Source organism: Streptomyces sp. NBC_00459 (genome assembly GCF_036013955.1).
Taxonomy (GTDB): Bacteria; Actinomycetota; Actinomycetes; order Streptomycetales; family Streptomycetaceae; genus Streptomyces.
The window spans coordinates 3,863,171-3,885,406 of sequence record NZ_CP107903.1; the positions used below are offsets into that span (position 1 = coordinate 3,863,171).

Sequence of the window (22,236 nt, forward strand, 5' to 3'; positions counted from 1 at the left end):
GTATCAGACCGCCCTCATCAGCAGGGTCGCGGCGATGAGGATCGCCGCACCGCCGAACATCGAGACCGCGTACGAGCGCGCGTAGCCGTTCTGCAGCTTGCGGAGCCGTCCGGAGAGGCCGCCCATGGAGGCCGCCGTCCCGTTGACGACCCCGTCGACCAGCGTGTGGTCGACGTACACCAGGGAGCGCGTGAGGTGCTCTCCGCCGCGTACGAGGACGACGTGGTTGAAGTCGTCCTGGAGGAGGTCGCGCCGGGCGGCCCGGGTGAGCAGCGACCCGCGCGGGGCGACCACCGGGACCGGACGTCGGCCGTACTGGGCGTACGCGGTGCCGACGCCGATGACGAGCACGACCATGGTGGACAGCGTGACCGTGAGGGCGCTGATCGGCGGGTGGCCGTGCGCGTGCTCGGTGACGGGCTCCAGCCAGTGCAGGAAGCGGTCGCCGATGCCGAAGATCCCGCCCGCGAAGACCGAACCGAAGGCGAGGACGATCATGGGGATCGTCATGGACTTCGGGGACTCGTGCGGGTGCGGCTCGTTGCCGTTCTCGTCGGGCTGCCAGCGCTTCTCGCCGAAGAACGTCATCAGCATCACGCGCGTCATGTAGTACGCGGTGATGGCCGCGCCGAGCAGAGCCACGCTGCCGAGGATCCAGCCCTCGGTGCCGCCCTTGGCGAACGCCGCCTCGATGATCTTGTCCTTGGAGAAGAAGCCGGACAGACCCGGGAAGCCGATGATGGCGAGGTAGCCGAGGCCGAAGGTCACGAAGGTGACGGGCATGTGCTTGCGGAGGCCGCCGTACTTGCGCATGTCGACCTCGTCGTTCATGCCGTGCATGACCGAACCGGCTCCGAGGAACAGCCCGGCCTTGAAGAAGCCGTGGGTCACCAGGTGCATGATCGCGAAGACGTAGCCGATGGGGCCGAGGCCGGACGCGAGGATCATGTAGCCGATCTGCGACATGGTCGAGCCGGCCAGCGCCTTCTTGATGTCGTCCTTCGCGCAACCGACGATCGCACCGAAGAGGAGCGTGACGGCGCCGACCACGGTGACCACCAACTGGGCGTCGGGCGCCGCGTTGAAGATCTCCCCGGAACGGACGATCAGATAGACGCCCGCGGTCACCATCGTCGCCGCGTGGATGAGGGCCGAGACCGGGGTCGGGCCCTCCATCGCGTCCCCGAGCCAGGACTGCAGCGGCACCTGCGCGGACTTGCCGCAGGCCGCGAGCAGCAGCATCAGGGCGATCGCGGTGAGCTTGCCCTCACCCGTCTCACCGGTGGCTTCGAGGACCGGCCCGAAGGCGAAGGTCCCGAAGGTGGTGAACATCAGCATGATGGCGATCGACAGGCCCATGTCGCCGACGCGGTTGACCAGGAAGGCCTTCTTCGCGGCGGTCGCGGCACTGGGCTTGTGCTGCCAGAAGCCGATCAGGAGGTACGAGGCGAGGCCGACGCCCTCCCAGCCGACGTACAGCAGAAGGTAGTTGTCGGCGAGGACGAGCAGCAGCATCGCCGCGAGGAACAGGTTGAGATAGCCGAAGAAGCGGCGGCGCCGCTCGTCGTGCTCCATGTACCCGATCGAGTACACGTGGATCAGCGAGCCGACGCCGGTGATCAGCAGGACGAACGTCATCGACAGCTGGTCGAGCTGGAAGGCGACGTCGGCCTGGAAGCCCTCGACGGGGATCCAGCTGAACAGGTGCTGCATCAGGGCTCGGTGCTCGGCGTCCTTGCCCAGCATGTCGGCGAAGAGGACCACGCCGATCACGAAGGAGGAGGCGGCGAGGGCCGTGCCGATCCAGTGGCCGACGGCGTCCAGCCGCCGGCCGCCGCACAGAAGTACGGCCGCTCCGAGCAGAGGCGCCGCCACCAGCAGCGCAATCAGATTCTCCACGATTCAGCGACCCCTTACAGCTTCATCAGGCTGGCGTCGTCGACCGAGGCCGAGTGGCGGGAACGGAACAGCGACACGATGATCGCGAGCCCGACGACGACCTCCGCGGCGGCGACGACCATCGTGAAGAAGGCGATGACCTGGCCGTCGAGATTGCCGTGCAGCCGGGAGAAGGTGACGAACGCGAGGTTGCAGGCGTTGAGCATCAGCTCGACGCACATGAAGACGACGATCGCGTTGCGCCTGATCAGGACACCGGTGGCGCCGATCGTGAACAACAGGGCGGCGAGATACAGGTAGTTGACCGGGTTCACTTCGACGCCTCCCCGCTGTCCGAGCGACCGTTCGAGCCGATGTTGGTGCGCTCCAGACGGTCCTCGGCGCGCTGTTCCAGGGCCTTGAGGTCGTTGATGGACTCGGCCGACACATCCCGGATCTGGCCGCGCTGACGCAGCGTCTGCATGACCGACAACTCGGCCGGAGTGCCGTCGGGCAGCAGGCCCGCGACGTCCACCGCGTTGTGCCGGGCGTACACACCGGGGGCGGGCAGCGGCGGCAGGTGCTTGCCGTCCCGCACACGCTCTTCGGCCATCTCACGCTGGGTCTTGGCGCGCTCGGTGCGCTCGCGGTGCGTGAGCACCATGGCGCCGACGGCCGCCGTGATCAGCAGGGCACCGGTGATCTCGAAGGCGAACACGTACGTCGTGAAGATCCGGTCGGCCAGGCCCTCCACGTTGCCGTTCGCGTTGGCCTGGCCGAGGCCTGCGAACTCCTTGAGCGAGGCGTTCCCGATGCCCGCGACCAGGAGGACGCCGAAGCCGAGCCCGCACAGCAGGGCCAGCCAGCGCTGGCCCTTGATGGTCTCCTTGAGGGAGTCCGCGGCGGTGACACCGACGAGCATGACCACGAAGAGGAACAGCATCATGATCGCGCCGGTGTAGACGACGATCTGGACGACGCCCAGGAAGTAGGCGCCGTTGGCCAGGTAGAACACCGCCAGGATGATCATGGTTCCGGCGAGACAGAGCGCGCTGTGCACGGCCCGCCTCATGAAGACGGTGCACAGGGCTCCGGCCACGGCGACCGTGCCGAGCACCCAGAACTGGAACGCCTCACCCGTGGAGGTGCCGGCGGAGAGAGTGGCTGCGGCGGCGAGCTGCGCGCTCATGCCCCCACCCCCTCTTCCTCTGGCTTCTCGCCCTTGGAGACGGCTACCTGGCGCACCGTGCCCGGTGCGGCCTCGGTGACCAGCCCTTGGTAGTAGTCCTGTTCGTCGGTGCCAGGGAAGATCGAGTGGGGCGATTCGACCATGCCCTCGTCGAGTCCGGCGAGCAGTTGTTCCTTGGTGTAGATGAGGTTGGCGCGGCTGCTGTCGGCCAGCTCGAACTCGTTCGTCATCGTCAACGCGCGCGTGGGGCACGCCTCGATGCACAGCCCGCACAGGATGCAGCGGGCGTAGTTGATCTGGTAGACCGCGCCGTACCGCTCGCCCGGCGAGTAGCGCTCCTCGTCGGTGTTGTCGGCGCCCTCCACATAGATGGCGTCGGCGGGGCAGGCCCAGGCGCACAGTTCGCAGCCGACGCACTTCTCCAGGCCGTCCGGATGGCGGTTGAGCTGGTGCCGTCCGTGGAACCGGGGAGCGGTGGTCTTCTCCTGCTCGGGGTACTGCTCGGTCAGCCGCTTCTTGAACATGGCCTTGAAGGTCACGCCGAAGCCGGCCACGGGGTTCTGGAAGCCGGGCTTCGTCTGCCCGGTCTCCTTTGGCTCCTCAGCCATCGGACGCCTCCTTTCCATCCAGGGATCCGTCACTGCCAGTATCCGGTCCACCACTGACAATCAACTCGCGCTCACGGCGCGGACGCCTGCGCGGCACCGCCGGCGCCTCCTGTCCCGGCAGTGGCGGCACGGGGAATCCGCCCGCCATCGGGTCGAAGGCGACGGGCTCGGCGGCAGCCGCCTCCTGCGCCCTGCCCCGGTCGCGGAAGATGTCGACCACGAAGGAGAGCAGCAGCAGGGCAAGGACACCGCCGCCGACGTAGAGGGCGATGTCGGCGAAGTCGTAGTTCTCGTTGCGCAGGGTCTTTACGGTCGCGACGAGCATCAGCCAGACCAGCGAGACCGGGATGAGGACCTTCCAGCCGAGCTTCATCAACTGGTCGTAGCGCACGCGCGGGAGGGTGCCGCGCAGCCAGATGAAGAAGAACAGCAGCAGCTGCACCTTGATGACGAACCAGAGCATCGGCCACCAGCCGTGGTTGGCGCCCTCCCAGAAGGTGCTGACGGGGTAGGGAGCCCGCCAGCCGCCCAGGAAGAGCGTCACCGACACGGCCGAGACGGTCACCATGTTGACGTACTCGGCGAGCATGAACAGCGCGAACTTGATCGACGAGTACTCGGTGTTGAAGCCGCCGACCAGGTCGCCCTCGGACTCCGGCATGTCGAAGGGGGCGCGGTTGGTCTCGCCGATCATCGTCACGATGTAGATGAGGAAGGAGACCGGCAGCAGGACGATGTACCAACGGTCGTGCTGCTGTTCGACGATGGTCGAGGTCGACATCGAACCGGAGTAGAGGAACACCGAGGCGAAGGCGGCGCCCATGGCGATCTCGTACGAGATCATCTGCGCGCAGGACCGCAGACCGCCCAGCAGGGGGTAGGTGGATCCGGAACTCCAGCCCGCGAGCACGATGCCGTAGATGCCGACCGAGGCGACCGCGAGGATGTAGAGCATCGCGATCGGCAGGTCGGTGAGCTGCATCGTCGTACGGGTGCCGAAGATCGAGACCTCGTTGCCGGCCGGTCCGAAGGGGATGACCGCGATCGCCATGAAGGCCGGGATGGCCGCGATGACCGGCGCGAGGATGTAGACCACCTTGTCCGCGCGCTTGACGATCAGGTCTTCCTTGAGCATCAGTTTCACGCCGTCGGCGAGCGACTGGAGCATGCCCCAGGGGCCGTGGCGGTTGGGGCCGATGCGCAGCTGCATCCAGGCGACGACCTTGCGTTCCCACACGATGGAGAACAGCACGGTGATCATCAGGAAGGCGAAGCAGAAGACCGCCTTGACGACGACCAGCCACCAGGGGTCGGTGCCGAACATGGAGAGGTCTTCAGCGGCGAGGTACGGGCTCATGCCTCCACCTCCTTGGGAGCGTCGGAGGCGAGGGTCGCCGGGCCGATGCGGACGAGTGCGCCGGGCAGCGCCCCGGTGTCGGAGGCGACGCCGCCTCCGGTGGAGTTCAGCGGCAGCCAGACCACGCGGTCGGGCATCTCGGTGACCTGGAGGGGGAGTTCGACCGTCCCGGTGGCACCGGTCACGGCGAGCAGATCGCCGTCCTTGACCCCGGCCTCGGCGGCCGTGGCGGCCGACACGCGCGCGCGTGCGGCGTGCCGGGTCCCGGCGAGCGCGTCGTCGCCCTCCTGGAGACGCCCCTGGTCGAGCAGCAGCCGGTGCCCGGCGAGCACCGCTTCCCCGGCGGCCGGACGTGGCAACTGGGCGCCGATCTCCAGAGGGTTGGTGGCCCGCGTCCCGTCCCAGGAACCGAGTCGGTCCAGTTCCGCCCGCGCGGTCCGCAGATCCGGGAGCCCCAGGTGTACGTCCATGGCATCGGCCAGCATCTGGAGCACACGGGCGTCGGACGGCGCGACACTCCGGGTCATCTGGTCGGGCTTGAGCGCGGCCTCGAAGAGACGTGCCCGGCCCTCCCAGTTGAGGAAGGTGCCCGCCTTCTCGGCGACCGCGGCGACCGGCAGTACGACATCGGCGTGTTCGGTGACCTCGCTGGGCCGCAGTTCCAGCGACACCAGGAAGCCCACTTCGTGAAGGGCTTCACGCGCGCGTGCCGGATCGGGCAGGTCGGCCACCTCTACGCCGGCGACCACCAGGGCCCGCAACTCGCCGACGGCGGCGGCCTCGACGATCTGGCCGGTGTCGCGGCCGAAGCGGTGCGGAAGCTCGGCCACGCCCCAGGCGACGGCGACCTCGTCCCGCGCGCGCGGGTCGGTCGCCGGACGGCCGCCCGGCAGCAGCGACGGCAGCGCGCCTGCCTCGACGGCACCGCGCTCCCCCGCCCGGCGCGGGATCCACACCAGCTGGGCGCCGGTCGTGGAAGCGGCCCGCACGGCGGCGGTGAGCCCACCCGCGACGGCGGCCAGCCGCTCTCCCACGACGATCACCGCACCCTCGGTGCGCAGCGCCTCGGCGGCTGTCACCCCGCTCTCCTCCAGCCCGAACCCGCTCCCGAGTGCGTCCAGCCACTCGGTCTCGGTGCCGGGGGCGGCGGGCAGCAGCGTGCCGCCGGCCTTCTCCAGGCCGCGCGTCATGTGCGTGGCGAGCGAGAAGACCTTCTGTCCGTGTCCCTTCCAGGCCTTGCGCAGCCGCAGGAAGACGCCGGGCGCCTCCTCCTCGGACTCGAACCCGACCAGCAGGACCGCGGGCGCCTTCTCCAGGGAGGTGTACGTGACACCCGTACCGTCGAGGTCGCGTCCGCGTCCGCCGACCCGGGCGGCCAGGAAGTCGGCTTCCTCGGCGCTGTGCACGCGCGCGCGGAAGTCGATGTCGTTGGTGTCGAGGGCCACCCGCGCGAACTTGCTGTACGCGTAGGCGTCCTCGACGGTGAGCCGGCCTCCGGTGAGAACGCCCGCACGGCTACGGGCCGCGAGGAGTCCCTGTGCCGCCGCCTCCAGCGCCTCGGGCCAGGAAGCGGGCTCCAGGACGCCGTCGGCGTTGCGCACCAGGGGCGTCCGGAGCCGGTCGGGCTTCTGCGCGTACCGGAAGCCGAAGCGTCCCTTGTCGCAGATCCACTCCTCGTTGACCTCGGGCTCGTTGGCCGCGAGGCGCCGCATGACCTTGCCGCGCCGGTGGTCGGTGCGGGTGGCGCAGCCTCCGGAGCAGTGCTCGCACACCGAGGGCGAGGAGACGAGGTCGAAGGGGCGGGAGCGGAAGCGATACGCCGCCGAGGTCAGCGCGCCGACCGGGCAGATCTGGATCGTGTTCCCGGAGAAGTACGACTCGAAGGGGTCACCCTCACCGGTGCCGACCTGCTGGAGCGCGCCGCGCTCGATCAGCTCGATCATCGGGTCGCCCGCGATCTGGTTGGAGAAGCGGGTGCAGCGGGCGCACAGCACGCACCGCTCGCGGTCGAGCAGCACCTGCGTGGAGATCGGCACGGGCTTCTCGTAGGTCCGCTTCCTGCCCTCGAAGCGGGACTCCGACTGGCCGTGCGACATGGCCTGGTTCTGCAGGGGGCACTCGCCGCCCTTGTCACAGACCGGGCAGTCGAGCGGGTGGTTGATGAGGAGCAGCTCCATCACACCGTGCTGGGCCTTCTCGGCCACGGGCGAGGTGAGATGAGTCTTGACGACCATCCCGTCCGTACAGGTGATCGTGCAGGACGCCATGGGCTTGCGCTGGCCCTCGACCTCGACGATGCACTGGCGGCAGGCGCCGGCCGGGTCGAGGAGGGGGTGGTCGCAGAAGCGCGGGATCTCGATGCCGAGCTGTTCGGCGGCGCGGATCACCAGGGTGCCCTTGGGCACGCTGATGTCGATGCCGTCGATCTTCAGCGAGACGAGATCTTCCGGCGGGACCGCCGCGTCGCCCCCTCCGGAGGGAGCGCTCGTGGTCACCGTCATGCGTTCACCTCCGTGCGGTCGGCCCAGGCCGTGGACTTGGCCGGGTCGAAGGGGCAGCCCCGGCCCGTGATGTGGTCCTCGTACTCCTCGCGGAAGTACTTGAGGGAGGAGAAGATCGGCGAGGCGGCGCCGTCGCCGAGGGCGCAGAAGGACTTGCCGTTGATGTTGTCGGCGATGTCGTTCAGCTTGTCGAGGTCGGACATGACTCCCTTGCCGGCCTCGATGTCGCGCAGCAACTGCACGAGCCAGTACGTCCCTTCACGGCAGGGCGTGCACTTGCCGCAGGACTCGTGGGCGTAGAACTCGGTCCAGCGGGTGACGGCCCGGACGACACAGGTGGTCTCGTCGAAGCACTGGAGTGCTTTTGTGCCGAGCATGGAACCCGCGGCGCCCACTCCTTCGTAGTCAAGAGGGACGTCGAGGTGCTCGTCGGTGAACATCGGTGTCGAGGAGCCGCCCGGTGTCCAGAACTTCAGCCGGTGGCCGGAGCGCATCCCGCCGCTCATGTCGAGGAGTTGGCGGAGCGTGATGCCGAGCGGGGCCTCGTACTGGCCCGGATTGGTGACATGGCCGCTGAGTGAGTAGAGCGTGAAGCCCGGGGACTTCTCGGTTCCCATCGACCGGAACCATTCTTTGCCCTTTTGCAGAATCGCGGGAACCGACGCGATCGACTCGACGTTATTCACAACAGTTGGGCACGCATAGAGCCCTGCGACGGCAGGAAAGGGGGGACGGAGCCGCGGTTGACCCCGGCGGCCTTCGAGCGAGTCGAGCAGTGCGGTCTCTTCACCACAGATGTACGCGCCCGCACCCGCGTGCACGGTGAGTTCGAGGTCGCGTCCGCTGCCGAGCGCGTCCTTGCCGAGGTAGCCCGCCGCGTAGGCCTCACGTACGGCCTCGTGCAACCGCCGCAGCACTGGCACGACTTCACCACGCAGATAGATGAAGGCATGCGAAGACCGAATGGCATAACACGCGATCACAATGCCCTCGATGAGGCTGTGCGGGTTCGCGAAGAGGAGCGGGATGTCCTTGCAGGTTCCCGGCTCCGACTCGTCGGCGTTGACAACTAGATAGTGTGGTTTTCCATCGCCCTGAGGAATGAACTGCCATTTCATTCCCGTGGGGAATCCCGCACCGCCGCGGCCACGCAGACCGGACTCCTTGACGTACGCGATGAGGTCGTCCGGGGTCATCGCGAGGGCCTTGCGGAGTCCCTCGTACCCTTCGTGCCTCCGGTAGACGTCCAGACTCCAGGACCGGTCCTCGTCCCAGAAGGCCGACAGCACGGGTGCCAGCAGCTTCTCGGGGCTGGTGTCGTTGATCTCGGGTGCCAATGTCATCACTCCCCCTCCTCGGTGACGGGCCCCGCCGGGTGGGAGGGGTCGGAAGCCGCCGTGTCCTGCGGCGCGTCGTGCGAACTGAGGTGCTCGGCGGGCGACGGGGCGTGCGGCGGCGTGCTCTTGGAGGAGCCACCCCTGGGGTGCACCACGCGCGCGGGGCTCTCGCCCTTGGCCAGCCGGAGCCCGATCAGTGAGGCGGGGCCGGAACTGCCGCTCGCCTCGACGGCCCCGTCCCGGGTGTCGGGGAAGCCCGCCAGGATGCGGGCGGTGTCCTTGAACGTGCACAGGGGGGCACCGCGCGTGGGTTCGACCTGCACGCCCGCGCGCAGGTCGTCGACGAGGCGCTTGGCGCTGGCCGGGGTCTGGTTGTCGAAGAACTCCCAGTTGACCATCACGACGGGTGCGAAGTCGCAGGCCGCGTTGCACTCGATGTGCTCCAGGGTGACCTTGCCGTCCTCGGTGGTCCCGCCGTTGGCGACACCGAGGTGCTCCTGGAGGGTCTCGAAGATGGCGTCGCCGCCCAGCACCGCGCACAGGGTGTTCGTGCAGACGCCCACCTGGTAGTCGCCGGAGGGGCCCCGGCGGTACATGGAGTAGAAGGTGGCGACCGCGGTGACCTCGGCCGTGGTCAGACCCAGGATGTCCGCGCAGAACCGCATCCCGGTGCGTGTGACATGGCCCTCCTCCGACTGCACGAGATGCAGCAACGGCAGGAGGGCGGACCGGGAGTCCGGGTAGCGGGCGATGACCTCGCGGGAGTCCGCTTCGAGCCGGGCTCGAACGTCGTCCGGGTAAGCGGGCGCGGGCAGTTGGGGCATGCCCAGGCTGACGCCCTCGGGGGTGGTGGTCACCGGTCGACGCCTCCCATCACGGGGTCGATGGACGCGACGGCGACGATGACGTCGGCGACCTGGCCGCCCTCGCACATCGCCGCCATGGCCTGAAGGTTGGTGAAGGACGGGTCGCGGAAGTGGACCCGGTAGGGCCGGGTGCCTCCGTCGGAGACGGCGTGCACCCCGAGTTCGCCCTTGGGTGACTCGACGGCCGCGTACGCCTGTCCCGGCGGGACGCGGAAGCCCTCGGTCACCAGCTTGAAGTGGTGGATCAGGGCCTCCATGGAGGTGCCCATGATCTGCTTGATGTGGTCCAGGGAGTTCCCCAGACCGTCCGGTCCCAGGGCGAGCTGGGCGGGCCAGGCGATCTTCTTGTCGGTGACCATGACCGGGCCGGGCTGGAGCCGGTCCAGGCACTGCTCGACGATCCTGAGCGACTGGCGCATCTCCTCCAGCCGGATCAGGAAGCGGCCGTAGGAGTCGCAGGTGTCGGCGGTGGGGACGTCGAAGTCGAACGTCTCGTAGCCGCAGTACGGCTGGCTCTTGCGCAGGTCGTGCGGGAGGCCGGTGGAGCGCAGGACCGGGCCGGTGGCGCCGAGGGCCATGCAGCCGGCCAGGTCGAGGTAACCGACGTCCTGCATACGGGCCTTGAAGATGGGGTTCCCGGTGGCGAGCTTGTCGTACTCGGGAAGGTTCTTCTTCATCTTCTTCACGAACTCGCGGATGTGGTCCACCGCACCGGGCGGCAGGTCCTGGGCGAGTCCGCCGGGGCGGATGTACGCGTGGTTCATCCGCAGGCCCGTGATGAGCTCGTAGATGTCGAGAATCATTTCACGATCACGGAATCCGTAGATCATGATCGTGGTGGCGCCCAGTTCCATACCGCCGGTGGCGATGCACACGAGGTGCGAGGACAGCCGGTTGAGCTCCATCAGGAGCACGCGGATGAGGGTGGCCCGGTCGGAGATCTGGTCCTCGATGCCGAGGAGCTTCTCGACGGCGAGACAGTAGGCGGTCTCGTTGAAGAAGGACGTCAGATAGTCCATGCGCGTGACGAAGGTCGTGCCCTGCGTCCACGTGCGGAACTCGAGGTTCTTCTCGATGCCGGTGTGCAGATAGCCGATGCCGCAGCGGGCCTCGGTGACCGTCTCGCCGTCGATCTCCAGGATGAGGCGGAGCACGCCGTGGGTGGACGGGTGCTGCGGGCCCATGTTGACGACGATGCGCTCGTCGTCGGCACGGGCCGCGGACTGGACGACCTCGTCCCAGTCGCCGCCGGTGACCGTGTAGACGGTGCCTTCGGTGGTCTCGCGCGGAGTTGCGTGCTGCGTGCTCATGAGTACGACCTCCGCTGGTCCGGAGCCGGGATCTGGGCGCCCTTGTACTCGACGGGGATGCCGCCGAGGGGATAGTCCTTGCGCTGCGGGTGGCCCGGCCAGTCGTCCGGCATCATGATCCGCGTCAGGGCCGGGTGGCCGTCGAAGACGATCCCGAAGAAGTCGTACGTCTCGCGCTCGTGCCAGTCGTTCGTCGGGTAGACGGAGACCAGGGACGGGACGTGCGGGTCGCTGTCCGGGGCGCCGACTTCGAGGCGGATCAGCCTGTTATGGGTGATCGAGCGCAGGTGGTAGACGGCGTGGAGCTCGCGGCCCTTGTCCTGCGGGTAGTGGACTCCGCTCACGCCCGTGCAGAGTTCGAAGCGCAGAGCAGGATCGTCGCGCAGGGTCTGGGCGACGGCGAGCAGGTACGCGCGTTCGACGTGGAACGTCAGCTCCTCGCGGTCGACGACCGTCTTCTCGATCACGTTCTCGGGGACCAGACCCTGTTCCTCCAGGGCGCCCTCGAGTTCGTCGGCGACCTCGTCGAACCAGCCGCCGTACGGCCGCGCCGAGGCTCCCGGGAGCCGGACGGAGCGGACCAGGCCGCCGTAGCCCGAGGTGTCGCCGCCGTTGTTGGCGCCGAACATTCCGCGCTGGACGCGGATCTCCTCGCCGCCGTCGCCGCGCTGGCCGGGGAGGTTGGAGGCGGCGAGGTCCTTCTCGGGGTTGACCCCGTCGGTCGCCCCGCCTGCTCCGGTGCCGTTCGCGTCGCTCATCGCAGCAGCCCCTTCATCTCGATCGTGGGGAGTGCCTTGAGCGCGGCCTCCTCCGCCTCGCGGGCCGCCTCCTCGGCGTTCACGCCGAGCTTGGAGCTCTGGATCTTCTGGTGGAGCTTGAGGATCGCGTCGATCAGCATCTCGGGCCGTGGCGGGCAACCGGGCAGATAGATGTCGACCGGGACGATGTGGTCGACGCCCTGCACGATGGCGTAGTTGTTGAACATGCCGCCCGAGGAGGCGCAGACCCCCATGGAGATCACCCACTTGGGGTTGGGCATCTGGTCGTAGACCTGCCGCAGTACCGGCGCCATCTTCTGGCTGACCCGGCCGGCCACGATCATCAGGTCCGCCTGGCGGGGTGAGCCGCGGAAGACCTCCATGCCGAAGCGCGCGAGGTCGTATCGGCCGGCGCCGGTGGTCATCATCTCGATGGCACAGCAGGCGAGTCCGAACGTGGCGGGGAAGACGGACGCCTTGCGCACCCAGCCCGCGGCCTGCTCGACGGTGGTCAGCAGGAATCCGCTCGGCAGTTTTTCTTCGAGTCCCATGTCTTAGAGGCCCCTCAGTCCCATTCCAGGCCGCCGCGCCGCCATACGTACGCGTACGCCACGAAGACGGTGAGCACGAAGAGCAACATCTCCACGAGCCCGAAAACACCCAGGGCGTCGAAGGTGACGGCCCAGGGGTAGAGGAAGACGATCTCGATGTCGAAGACGATGAAGAGCATCGCCGTCAGGTAGTACTTGATGGGGAATCGCCCACCGCCGGCCGGCGTGGGTGTCGGCTCGATCCCGCATTCATAAGCTTCGAGTTTGGCCCGGTTGTACCGCTTCGGGCCGATGAGCGAAGCCATGATCACGGAGAAGATCGCAAAGCCTGCCCCGAGGGCTCCCAGTACGAGGATGGGCGCATACGCGTTCACCGCTCCTCGCTCCTCTCAGTCGGCACTGACTGCTGGCGATTGCATGGGTCCGGCGCCGCCCCGTCCGCCCGCCAACCCCGCCCGTCCAGACGAAGATCGCGAACATGTGAAGCAGGTCACAAGCCCAACTGCCCCGCATCCTATGCCCGACCGTCTGTGATCTGCGACACGGGGTATTACCGAACCTTTGTGATCTCCACCACCCGACGAAGGATCATGAAGTCGGATGAGCGGTGATCTTCACACTCGAAGCGTCCACGTGATCACCAGAGGTGACATCTTCTCCGGTTACCGCTGGTCACGAGCGGCATCTCAATATCAAGAGACTTCTCGTGCATGCAAATTGGAGATGGACGGGGCCGCTTGATAGTGGAGCGCGTTCACACATCGGAGGGAGTCGCGCGGCGAATGTGGACGCACGGACGTGCGTGCACGCGTTCACGAGCGACGGCGATCGGCGAATCCCTCGCGGGACGCACTCCGACCGGTGACCGTTCCGTGACCTGCGCCACACCTGTGAAGGCCTGTGAAGATCGGGGGTTGGCCACGGACCGCAACCGATGGTAGGCGGCGGGCAATTCGGGCGTACCGATGAAAGTGCATGATCACAGGCATGATCGCCTGTGTCCGCAATGCCCGTTACGGCGTCAATAAAGAGTGACGGTCCGGGAATTTGGGGCCTCGATTGAACAACTGTGGCGCACCACACGTTTCTTGAAGGTATGGAGGAGTCGCTGGTACCGCTAGTACCCATGTCCCACACCGCTACCGCTCACATACGAAGCCACCGGAAGCCCCGGCGTGCCGGCACCTCGTCGCTGGCGATGCGTGCCGGAGTCGCCGGTGGCGTTCTCAGCACCCTGGCAGTGGCGGGTGCGTCCGGTGCGGCGTACGCCGCCGAGTCCGGGCCGCAGACCATCGAACTGCCCACCCTCACGGCCGACCTGGCCACTCAGATCGCCGAGTCCGCGGACGCCACGCAGCTGGCCGCCGCGAACTACGAGCTCGATGCCGAGCGCGACGCCGCAGCCGCCAAGGCGGCTCAGGAGGCCAGGAAGGACCTCGCGGAGGCGAAGCAGAAGGCGGAGGCCAAGGAGAAGGCAGAGGCCGCCCGTAAGGCCGCTGCGGAGGCCGCTGTCTCCCGTTCCGCCGAGCGCGCGACGCTGGCGGCCTCGAACACCGGCTCCAGCTCGGTGGCGTCGCAGGTGACCGCCCCCGCGAGCGGCAGTGTCGCGACCGTCATCGACTTCCTCAAGGCGCAGCTGGGCGACGCCTACGTCATGGGCGCCACCGGCCCCAACGCGTGGGACTGCTCCTCCCTGGTCCAGGCCGCGTTCAAGCAGGTCGGCGTGGACCTCCCCCGGGTCTCGCAGGACCAGTCGATGCAGGGCACCGAGGTCTCCCTGTCGAACCTCGAGGTCGGCGACATCCTGTACTGGGGTGCGAAGGGTTCGGCGTACCACGTCGCGGTGTACGTGGGGAACGGCCAGTACCTGGACGCGGCCAACCCGTCCAAGGGCGTCGTCATCCAGGACCTGTCCGGCTACCCGGCCTCGGGTGCGGTGCGCGTGCTCTGAGCGGGCGCTTGAGGATTCACGTGTGAGGGCCGTTGCCGCTGGTGGGCAACGGCCCTTCTCCGCCCCTGCGGGGGACGGCTGTGTGAGGCTGAAGCCTCGGTGCTTTCGGCACTTCACACAGCAGAAGGAGAGACAGCGATGCCACGTGTCTTCGTACAGGGCAGGCCCGTCGACTCGTATCCGCGGCTCACGCCCGAGGCACGGCGTGGAGCCGTGCGGCGGATCACCGAAGTGGGCGAAGAGATCCTGCACAAGCCGTGCCGGGACGTGACCGAGTTCGGGCCCGAACTGGCCGCGCTCATCGACGACATGTTCCTGACGATGTACGCGGCCGACGGAGCCGGGCTCGCGGCCAACCAGGTCGGTGTCGGTCTGCGGCTGTTCGTCTACGACTGCCTGGACGACGACGGTGTCCGGCATGTCGGGCACATCGTCAACCCGGTGCTGGAGCCGCTCGACGCCGGCGACCGGCGCCTCCTCGACGAGGGCGAGGGCTGCCTGTCCGTGCCGGGGGCCGTGATGGACGTACCGCGTCCTGATCGTGCCGTCGTGCGCGGGCTCGATCAGGACGGGAACGCTCTGGTCGTCGAGGGGACGGGGTACTTCGCCCGGTGCCTGGAGCATGAGACGGACCATGTGAACGGGCGCGTGTATCTGGATCGGCTCTCCGGGCGGGAGCGGAAGGACGCGCTGCGGCAGGTGGCGGACCGTCGCGAGGAAGTGTTCGCGCGACGGGCCGCCAAGCAGGAAGCCCTCACCTCCTGAGAGGCCCTCACCTCCTGAGGCAAGGGCCTCCGCCGGTCACGCCTTCGGGGCCACCTTGCTCAGGCCGTTGATGATCCGGTCCATCGCGTCGCCGCCCGTCGGGTCGGTCAGGTTGGCCAGCATCTTCAGGGTGAACTTCATCAACAAGGGGTGGGTCAGACCGCGTTCGGCCGCGATCTTCATGACCTTCGGGTTGCCGATGAGCTTCACGAAGGCGCGGCCGAGCGTGTAGTAGCCGCCGTAGGTGTCCTTGAGCACGCGCGGGTAGCGCTGGAGCGCGATCTCCCGCTGGGCCGGTGTGGCCCGCGCGTGGGCCTGGACGATGACGTCGGCGGCGATCTGGCCGGATTCCATGGCGTAGGCGATGCCCTCGCCGTTGAAGGGGTTCACCAGGCCGCCGGCGTCGCCGACGAGCAGCAGCCCCTTCGTGTAGTGGGGCTGGCGGTTGAAGGCCATCGGGAGAGCGGCGCCGCGGATCGGGCCGGTCATGTTGTCGGAGGTGTAGCCCCAGTCCTCCGGCATCGACGCGCACCAGGCCTTCAGCACCTCACGCCAGTCCAGCTCCTTGAAGGAGTCCGAGGTGTTGAGCACGCCGAGGCCTACGTTGGACGTGCCGTCGCCCATGCCGAAGATCCAGCCGTAGCCGGGGAGCAGGCGGTCCTCGGACCCTCGCCGGTCCCAGAGTTCCAGCCAGGACTCCAGGTAGTCGTCCTCGTGGCGCGGAGAGGTGAAGTACGTACGGACCGCGACGCCCATCGGACGGTCCTCGCGGCGGTGCAGGCCCATCGCCAGGGACAGGCGGGTGGAGTTGCCGTCGGCGGCGACCACCAGCGGGGCGTGGAAGGTGACCTCGCGCTTGTCCTCACCGAGTTTGGCGTGCACGCCGGTGATGCGGCCGGTGCGGTCGTCGGTGATCGGGGCGCCGACATTGCAGCGCTCGTACAGCCGCGCGCCCGCCTTCTGGGCCTGGCGGGCGAGCTGTTCGTCGAAGTCGTCGCGCTTGCGGACGAGTCCGTAGTCGGGGAAGGAGGCGAGTTCCGGCCAGTCGAGCTGGAGGCGGACACCGCCGCCGATGATGCGGAGGCCCTTGTTCCGCAGCCAGCCCGCCTCCTCGGAGATGTCGATGCCCATCGCGACGAGCTGCTTGGTCGCCCGGGGCGTGAGGCCGTCGCCGCAGACCTTTTCGCGCGGGAAGCTGGTCTTCTCCAGCAGCAGTACGTCGAGTCCGGCCTTCGCCAGGTAGTAGGCGGTGGTGGAACCGGCTGGCCCGGCCCCGACGACGATGACATCGGCGGTGTTTTCGGAGAGGGGCTCGGTCACGACGGGTTCTCCCCAAGACTCTCAAATCTGCGTGCCGACAGGCACTGGACATGGGCAGTCTATTCAGCAGTACTGATCACCCGGCTGAAGGGCTGCCCCGTGAACCGAGCGCTCCCCGTAGTACGCCTGCGTGTTCCCACCGACGAGGACGCCTTCGCGTGGCACCGGGTCTTCGACGACCCCGATGTCATGGAGTTCCACGGGGGCAGATCGGCGGAGCTGTCCGTCTACGAGGAACTGACCGCCCGCCAGCGCCGGCACGACGCCGAGCACGGGTTCTGTTTCTGGACCATGCTCGACGAGTCGGACCAGGTCATCGGCTTCACGGGCGCCCAGCCGTGGCCGCGGGACTGGGGGCCCAAGGGCGAGATCGAGATCGGCTGGCGGCTCGGACGGGCCCACTGGGGACAGGGATACGCCACGGCGGCGGCCGGGTTGACCCTGGAGCGGGTGCGCGCGGCGGGTGTGTCCAGCGTGGTCGCGATGGTCGACGCCCGCAACGAGCGGTCCATCGCGGTCACCCGACGGCTTGGCATGCGGCTCACCGATGTCTTCACGACGCCGACGCTGAAGCAGGAGGGGCACTGCTACCGGCTTGATCTGTGATCGGCTTGGCCTGAGATCGCTTTGGTCCGCGATCGGCGTGATCCGCGACCGACTCGGTCAGCGACCACAGACAGTTACAGACGGTAGTAATTTCGCGCAGAAAAACACTTAGCGCTTCCGGACGGTACGTGGCCGGAGTTACCCTGCCCGTACCGCTGGGGGTGACGTCTGTGCACAGAACACCCAACACAACCGAAGTGCGCGTACCGAAACTCGTCGGCCTGATGGCCATGGACGCGCGCGAGAGGGCCCGGGCGCACGGAGTGCTCCTTGCCGCGCCCGATCGGCCCGAATTCCAGCTCACCGTCGTCGACTACGTCGTACGGCAGTATCCGCCGCCCGGCGTCGCGATACCGCGCGGTGCCGTCGTCACCGTGTGGTTCGACTTCGGGGAGGGCGAAGGCGGCGGGGGCGCGGGGGTGCGCGAGCCGCGGGTGCCGAAGCCGCCCAGGGGTGGACTGGAGCGCGAACTGGACCGCCCCGGGGACGCGTTCGAGGTGATCAGGTGATCAGGTGATCGACAGCGAACAGAGGACCGGGAAGAGGAATCCGCCAGCTTCAGCTGCCGCCCCCGCTACGGCTACGGCTGCTTGAAGCCTCGGTGCAGGGCCACGACGCCGCCCGTGAGGTTGCGCCAGGCAGTCTGCGACCAGCCCGCTTCACGCAGCAGTTCGGCCAGGGCCGGCTGGTCGGGCCAGGCGCGGATGGACTCGGCGAGGTAGACGTACGCGTCGGGGTTCGAGGAGACCGCGCGGGCGACCGGGGGCAGGGCGCGCATCAGGTACTCCGTGTACACCGTGCGGAAGGGCGCCCAGGTCGGGTGCGAGAACTCGCAGATCACGACCCGTCCACCGGGGCGCGTGACCCGGTACAGCTCGCGCAGCGCCGCGCCCGTGTCCTGGACGTTGCGCAGCCCGAAGGAGATCGTCACCGCGTCGAAGGTGTCGTCCTTGAAGGGCAGCTTGGTGGCGTCGCCCGCCGTGAAGGGCAGCCAGGGGTGGTTCCGCTTGCCGACCCTGAGCATCCCGAGGGAGAAGTCACAGGGGACGACGTACGCGCCCGTGCGGGCGAAGGGGAGGGAGGACGTGGCCGTACCGGCGGCCAGGTCGAGGATCCTCTGCGCCGGGCGGGCGTCGACCGCCTTCGCGACCTCCTTGCGCCACACACGGTCCTGGCCGAGCGACAGCACGTCGTTCGTGAGGTCGTACCGTTCCGCCACGTCGTCGAACATCGAGGCGACTTCGTGCGGCTGCTTGTTCAGGGATGCGCGGGTCACGTGCCCATTGTGGCAGTACGTACGTCATGACCTTCCGGCGGCACGGGCGCGGGCCGGGCGCATCTGACGCGCCCGGCCCGCGCCCGCACCAGTCGCCCGCACCAGTCGCCCGCACCAGTCGGTCGGTCGGCCGCCTACGGCAGCAGTTTCGGTTTCTTCCTGGCGGCCACGTCCTCCACCCAGCCGCACAGCAGGATGAACACGCCGATCAGGACCCAGCCGACGCCGAACATGAACCACTGGCTCTCCAGCGGCAGGTACTTCTCGAAGGCCGGGACGTTCCAGAACTGGTCGATCAGCGGGACGGCCAGGATCAGCGCGATCTCGTGCCAGAGGTAGAGGGTGACGGCGCGCGCATTGAAGATCGTCACGATCCGGTCGAGCCGCTTGTGGCGGGTGAGCCCCGCGAAGTCGATCTCGAAGTGCGCCTTCGCGTACATCAGCAGCGTCACGAAGCCCGCCGACCAGAACGCCTGCGCGAGCGGGATGTCGTCGAGGTCGTAGGAGCCCGTCTCGGCCTGGTGGGTGAAGGCGTACCAGCCGCCGAAGCCGATGGCGGCCAGCGAGAGGAGGACCACCAGTGCCGGCTTGAGTCGTTGCAGGACGCCCTCGCGGTGCGCGAAGCCGAGCACCCAGCAGAAGAGGAAGGTGGCGAGGTCGGTGAGGCCGTTGCCGAAGCGGTTGTCCGGGGGCTCCCAGAGGTAGTGGAACACCACGATCGGGGCCAGGGAGAGGAGGAGTACGGCCACCGGAGCCAGGCGGAACGTCCTCAGGAGCACCGGGGAGAGCAGGACGAACCAGAGATACGTGCGCAGGTACCAGAGGATCTCCCAGGCCTGCTCGCCCCAGGCGTTGCCCGGCGGGTCGCCCAGCGGCACTACCCAGAAGACGATCTGCCAGCCCGGCATCCAGTCGTGGACCATCATCGCGACGACCACGAAGAAGCCCCAGAACCAGAAGGGCGGCAGGAGCCGGCGGACCCGGCTCCTGATCACCTTGAGGGCGGGGCGTTCCAGGGACTTCGCCATCAGCGTGCCGGCGAGGGCGAACATGATCCCCATGGAGGGGAACACCATGCCCGCCCAGGCCCAGCCGAAGGTGTGGTACGTGACGACACGGACCAGGGCGACCGCCCGGAGGGTGTCGAAGTAGCGGTCGCGGCCCGCCGGTTTCTGCGCCTTCGGCGCGGATTCAGGCGCGATCTCCGGCCCGGACTCGGGAAGTTCCGTCTCCAGAAGTTCCGTCCCCGGAAGTTCCGTCCCCGGAAGTTCCGTCTCCTTGGTGTCGTTGACGTCGGGCGTCACGAACTCCTGCTGGCCGTAGCCGACTTGCCCGTAGTCGATCTGGCCGTAATCGACCTGGCCGCCATCGACGTACTGCTGGGGGTACGGCTCCTGCGGATACGGCTGTTGCCCGTACTCGTAGCCATAGTTGTTGTTGCCGTAGTCGTTGCCGTAACCATGGTTCTGGCCGTAGCCCTGCTGATCCGTCCCCCAGCTCATCAGCTTGCCCCCGCCGGAGTGCCGACCTCGCCCGTGCGCTTCAGTTTCTGCCAGCGCAGACGGCCGCCGGTGAGGGCGGTGATGCACGAGTGGATGAGGACGAGGTACATCATCTGGCGGTACGCGAGTTGCTGCAGCGGCATCATCAGCAGGTAGCGGTACTTCTCGCGGTCCAGGCGGAACGCGTAGGCGGCGCAGACGAGTTGGATGCCCAGCACCGCGAGCCACGCCAGCAGGGCCGCCTGGAAGTCGATGAAGATCATCGAGTAGGCGGTGAAGACGTCGATCAGCGGGGCGAAGACCGGCGTGACGATCTGGAAGATGACCACCAACGGCATGCCCACGCGGCCGAAGCGGCCCGACGGACCCTTGTCCGTAAGGGACTTGCGGTGCTTCCAGAGAGCCTGCATCGTGCCGTACGACCAGCGGTAGCGCTGCGACCACAGCTGCTTGAGCGAGGCGGGCGCCTCCGTCCAGGCCCTGGCGTGCTCCTGGTAGACGACCCGCCAGCCCGCGCGGTGCATCGCGATGGTGATGTCGGTGTCCTCGGCGAGCGTGTCCTCGCTCATGCCGCCGACATCGAGGACCGCGTCGCGGCGGAACGCGCCGATCGCGCCCGGGATGGTGGGCATGCAGCGCAGCAGGTCGTACATGCGCCGGTCGAGGTTGAAGCCCATCACGTACTCGATGTGCTGCCAGGCGCCGATGACGGTGTTGCGGTTGCCGACCTTGGCGTTGCCCGCGACCGCGCCCACCTCGGGGTCGGCGAAGGGCTGCACGAGCTGGTGGACGGCGTCCGGTTCGAAGACGGTGTCACCGTCCATCATCACGACGATGTCGTAACTGGCGCTGCGTACACCGTTGTTGAGGGCGGCCGGCTTGCCCGCGTTCTCCTGGCGGATGACCCGGACGTTCGTCATGCCGAAGGTGAGGGCAGCGTCGCGCGCGATCTGGGACGTGTTGTCGTCCGAGCCGTCGTCGACGACGATGATCTCGATCGGGTGGGTGCTCTTCGCCAGCGACTCAAGGGTGTTGGCGATGCACTCCTTCTCGTTGTACGCGGGCACGATCACGGTCACCGGGCGGGTGACCGTCGGTCCCCAGCTGAACTTGCCGCCCTTGCCGCGTTTCCGGTTGCGTTGCCGGTAGTGGCGGCGGGCGAGGATCAGCATCATCCCGAACCGGCCCATGACGGCGAAGCCGACGACCGCGAGTCCGGTCGCCAACCCCGGTACCGCCCATTCGGCGACGGCGACAGCCGCGATGAGTGCCTTGCCCTCGTAGAGAGTCGCGCCGGTGGCGGTGCGGTGGGCGGCCTGGAGGCTCGACGTCCCCGTGCTGCCGGGGCCGATGCCCGTCTGACCGTTGCCGGCCCCACCATTGCCGAGCTGGCCGTTGCCCTGCCGGCCGGTCGGCGCGCCGCCGGGCAGCTGGCCCTCGGCGGTGCCCGGCGCACCCGTGGCCGCGCCTGTGCCCGTACCCGAGCCCGCTGAGCCCTCGGTGGCACTCGTACCTGTGCCGGTCCCCGTATCCGTACCTGTGGCCGTCTGCCGGGCGCTCGACGCCTGTTGCTGGATCGCGCCGCTGATGGTGGTGAAGGTGTAACCCGCGGCCTTCATCTTCTTGATGTACGTCGGCAGCGCCTTGATCGTCTGCGAGCGCTCACCGCCGGCGTCGTGGAAGAGCACCGAGGCGCCCTTGCCGTCCTCCGGTGTGGCCCACTTGACGATCTTCGAGACGCCGGGCCGCTTCCAGTCGTCGCTGTCGGTGTCGACGAAGACGCTGGTGTAGCCCTCCTCGCCGAGCTTCTTGTAGACGGGCCAGCTGTAGTTGTCGATGGCGTCCGCCTCCGACGAGTACGGCGCCCGGAACAGCGTCGTCGTGATGCCGGCCGCGCCCGCCAGCGCGAGCTGCGTCTGCTGCATCTCGCGGTTGACGCGGGCGTCGCTCTGGTAGGAGAGGTCGACGTGCGTGAAGGTGTGGATGCCGATCTCGTTGCCCTCTTCGACCATCGTCCGCACGATGCTCGGGTAACGCGACACCATCGAGCCGACCACGAAGAACGTGCCGGGGACGTCGTACTCCTCCAGGATCTTCAGGACCTGGGGCGTCCAGGTGGGGTTCGGACCGTCGTCGAAGGTGAGCGCGATGGTCTTGTCCGGCACGGACTGGGTCACGGCCTGCCCGTTGCGGAAGCTGAGTATCGGCCCGCCGTTGATGATCTTGTCGGGTACGTCGTTCGAGCTGGCTCCGGTGCGTACGCGCTGGTCGCCGCCGACCTCCGCGCGCAGATAGCCGTCGAGCAGCATCACGCTGGTCAGCGCGAGCAGGAGCAGCATGGCGAGGATGACTCGCGGTTTCTGCAGCGCCGCGGCCTTGCCGGCGGCCCGCTGCACCTTCGAGGGGGCGCGCCTGCGGCCGCGTCGTGAGGTGGTCGTCGTAGTCATGTGGTGGCTGCGTT

The 22,236-nt window shown here is 68.1% G+C and carries 20 protein-coding genes; 4 read left to right on the forward strand and 16 right to left on the reverse strand.

What is annotated here, in order from left to right:
• Positions 1–3: 3 nt before the first annotated feature.
• The 12 genes from nuoL to OHN74_RS16845 are packed head-to-tail and all read right to left on the reverse strand — an operon-like array spanning position 4 to position 12,729.
• Complete coding sequence (gene nuoL, locus OHN74_RS16790) at positions 4–1,899, reverse strand: NADH-quinone oxidoreductase subunit L (RefSeq protein ID WP_327695342.1); 1,896 nt, start codon at positions 1,897–1,899, stop codon at positions 4–6.
• Between the two features lie 14 nt (positions 1,900–1,913).
• Entirely contained in the window at positions 1,914–2,213 is a 300-nt protein-coding gene (gene nuoK / locus OHN74_RS16795) for an NADH-quinone oxidoreductase subunit NuoK (protein ID WP_327695343.1), read from the reverse strand.
• Positions 2,210–3,067: an NADH-quinone oxidoreductase subunit J gene (locus tag OHN74_RS16800; RefSeq protein ID WP_327695344.1), complete on the reverse strand. Its 858-nt coding sequence runs from the start codon at positions 3,065–3,067 to the stop codon at positions 2,210–2,212. Before OHN74_RS16800 ends, nuoK begins: the two co-directional genes overlap by 4 nt.
• On the reverse strand, positions 3,064–3,675 hold the full coding sequence (gene nuoI / locus OHN74_RS16805) for an NADH-quinone oxidoreductase subunit NuoI (protein WP_327695345.1): 612 nt from the start codon (positions 3,673–3,675) through the stop codon (positions 3,064–3,066). Before nuoI ends, OHN74_RS16800 begins: the two co-directional genes overlap by 4 nt.
• Positions 3,668–5,032, reverse strand: a complete 1,365-nt coding sequence (nuoH, locus tag OHN74_RS16810; protein ID WP_327695346.1) for an NADH-quinone oxidoreductase subunit NuoH — start codon at positions 5,030–5,032, stop codon at positions 3,668–3,670. The genes nuoI and nuoH overlap by 8 nt, the downstream gene beginning before the upstream one ends.
• On the reverse strand, positions 5,029–7,533 hold the full coding sequence (locus tag OHN74_RS16815; RefSeq protein ID WP_327695347.1) for an NADH-quinone oxidoreductase subunit G: 2,505 nt from the start codon (positions 7,531–7,533) through the stop codon (positions 5,029–5,031). Before OHN74_RS16815 ends, nuoH begins: the two co-directional genes overlap by 4 nt.
• Positions 7,530–8,879, reverse strand: coding sequence for an NADH-quinone oxidoreductase subunit NuoF (gene nuoF, locus OHN74_RS16820; protein WP_327695348.1), 1,350 nt, complete (start codon positions 8,877–8,879; stop codon positions 7,530–7,532). The genes OHN74_RS16815 and nuoF overlap by 4 nt, the downstream gene beginning before the upstream one ends.
• Positions 8,876–9,694, reverse strand: coding sequence for an NADH-quinone oxidoreductase subunit NuoE (nuoE, locus tag OHN74_RS16825; RefSeq protein WP_327700157.1), 819 nt, complete (start codon positions 9,692–9,694; stop codon positions 8,876–8,878). The genes nuoF and nuoE overlap by 4 nt, the downstream gene beginning before the upstream one ends.
• 29 nt (positions 9,695–9,723) lie before the next feature.
• Positions 9,724–11,046: an NADH-quinone oxidoreductase subunit D gene (locus OHN74_RS16830; RefSeq protein ID WP_327695349.1), complete on the reverse strand. Its 1,323-nt coding sequence runs from the start codon at positions 11,044–11,046 to the stop codon at positions 9,724–9,726.
• Complete coding sequence (locus tag OHN74_RS16835) at positions 11,043–11,804, reverse strand: NADH-quinone oxidoreductase subunit C (RefSeq protein WP_327695350.1); 762 nt, start codon at positions 11,802–11,804, stop codon at positions 11,043–11,045. Before OHN74_RS16835 ends, OHN74_RS16830 begins: the two co-directional genes overlap by 4 nt.
• The gene (locus tag OHN74_RS16840; RefSeq protein WP_006382209.1) at positions 11,801–12,355 is read right to left on the reverse strand and encodes a NuoB/complex I 20 kDa subunit family protein; all 555 of its coding nucleotides are present in this window, start codon (positions 12,353–12,355) and stop codon (positions 11,801–11,803) included. Before OHN74_RS16840 ends, OHN74_RS16835 begins: the two co-directional genes overlap by 4 nt.
• 14 nt (positions 12,356–12,369) lie before the next feature.
• A complete protein-coding gene (locus OHN74_RS16845; RefSeq protein ID WP_005476348.1) occupies positions 12,370–12,729 on the reverse strand; it encodes an NADH-quinone oxidoreductase subunit A in 360 nt (119 codons plus the stop codon).
• 722 nt (positions 12,730–13,451) lie between these two features.
• On the opposite strand from OHN74_RS16845, the gene OHN74_RS16850 reads away from it, so the two are divergent.
• The gene (locus OHN74_RS16850; RefSeq protein WP_327695351.1) at positions 13,452–14,306 is read left to right on the forward strand and encodes a C40 family peptidase; all 855 of its coding nucleotides are present in this window, start codon (positions 13,452–13,454) and stop codon (positions 14,304–14,306) included.
• A 138-nt stretch (positions 14,307–14,444) separates the two neighbouring features.
• Entirely contained in the window at positions 14,445–15,071 is a 627-nt protein-coding gene (def, locus tag OHN74_RS16855) for a peptide deformylase (protein WP_327695352.1), read from the forward strand.
• Between the two features lie 36 nt (positions 15,072–15,107).
• On the opposite strand, the gene OHN74_RS16860 is transcribed toward def, so the two are convergent.
• Positions 15,108–16,391, reverse strand: coding sequence for a geranylgeranyl reductase family protein (locus tag OHN74_RS16860; RefSeq protein WP_327695353.1), 1,284 nt, complete (start codon positions 16,389–16,391; stop codon positions 15,108–15,110).
• Between the two features lie 99 nt (positions 16,392–16,490).
• Between OHN74_RS16860 and OHN74_RS16865 the strand changes: the two genes are divergently transcribed.
• Positions 16,491–16,997 (forward strand): GNAT family N-acetyltransferase, encoded by a 507-nt coding sequence (locus OHN74_RS16865; protein WP_327695354.1) that lies wholly within the window; start codon positions 16,491–16,493, stop codon positions 16,995–16,997.
• 197 nt (positions 16,998–17,194) lie between these two features.
• Positions 17,195–17,506: a PASTA domain-containing protein gene (locus OHN74_RS16870; RefSeq protein WP_327695355.1), complete on the forward strand. Its 312-nt coding sequence runs from the start codon at positions 17,195–17,197 to the stop codon at positions 17,504–17,506.
• Between the two features lie 71 nt (positions 17,507–17,577).
• Here the strand turns inward: OHN74_RS16870 and OHN74_RS16875 are convergent, their stop codons facing one another.
• The 3 genes from OHN74_RS16875 to OHN74_RS16885 all read right to left on the reverse strand — a co-directional run bounded on the left by OHN74_RS16875 (position 17,578) and on the right by OHN74_RS16885 (position 22,222).
• Positions 17,578–18,273: a demethylmenaquinone methyltransferase gene (locus OHN74_RS16875; protein WP_327695356.1), complete on the reverse strand. Its 696-nt coding sequence runs from the start codon at positions 18,271–18,273 to the stop codon at positions 17,578–17,580.
• A gap of 134 nt (positions 18,274–18,407) precedes the next feature.
• Positions 18,408–19,775 carry an acyltransferase family protein gene (locus OHN74_RS16880; protein ID WP_327695358.1) on the reverse strand — a complete coding sequence of 456 codons (1,368 nt, stop codon included), beginning with the start codon at positions 19,773–19,775 and terminating at the stop codon, positions 18,408–18,410.
• Positions 19,775–22,222 carry a bifunctional polysaccharide deacetylase/glycosyltransferase family 2 protein gene (locus OHN74_RS16885; RefSeq protein WP_327695359.1) on the reverse strand — a complete coding sequence of 816 codons (2,448 nt, stop codon included), beginning with the start codon at positions 22,220–22,222 and terminating at the stop codon, positions 19,775–19,777. Before OHN74_RS16885 ends, OHN74_RS16880 begins: the two co-directional genes overlap by 1 nt.
• Positions 22,223–22,236: the final 14 nt, after the last annotated feature.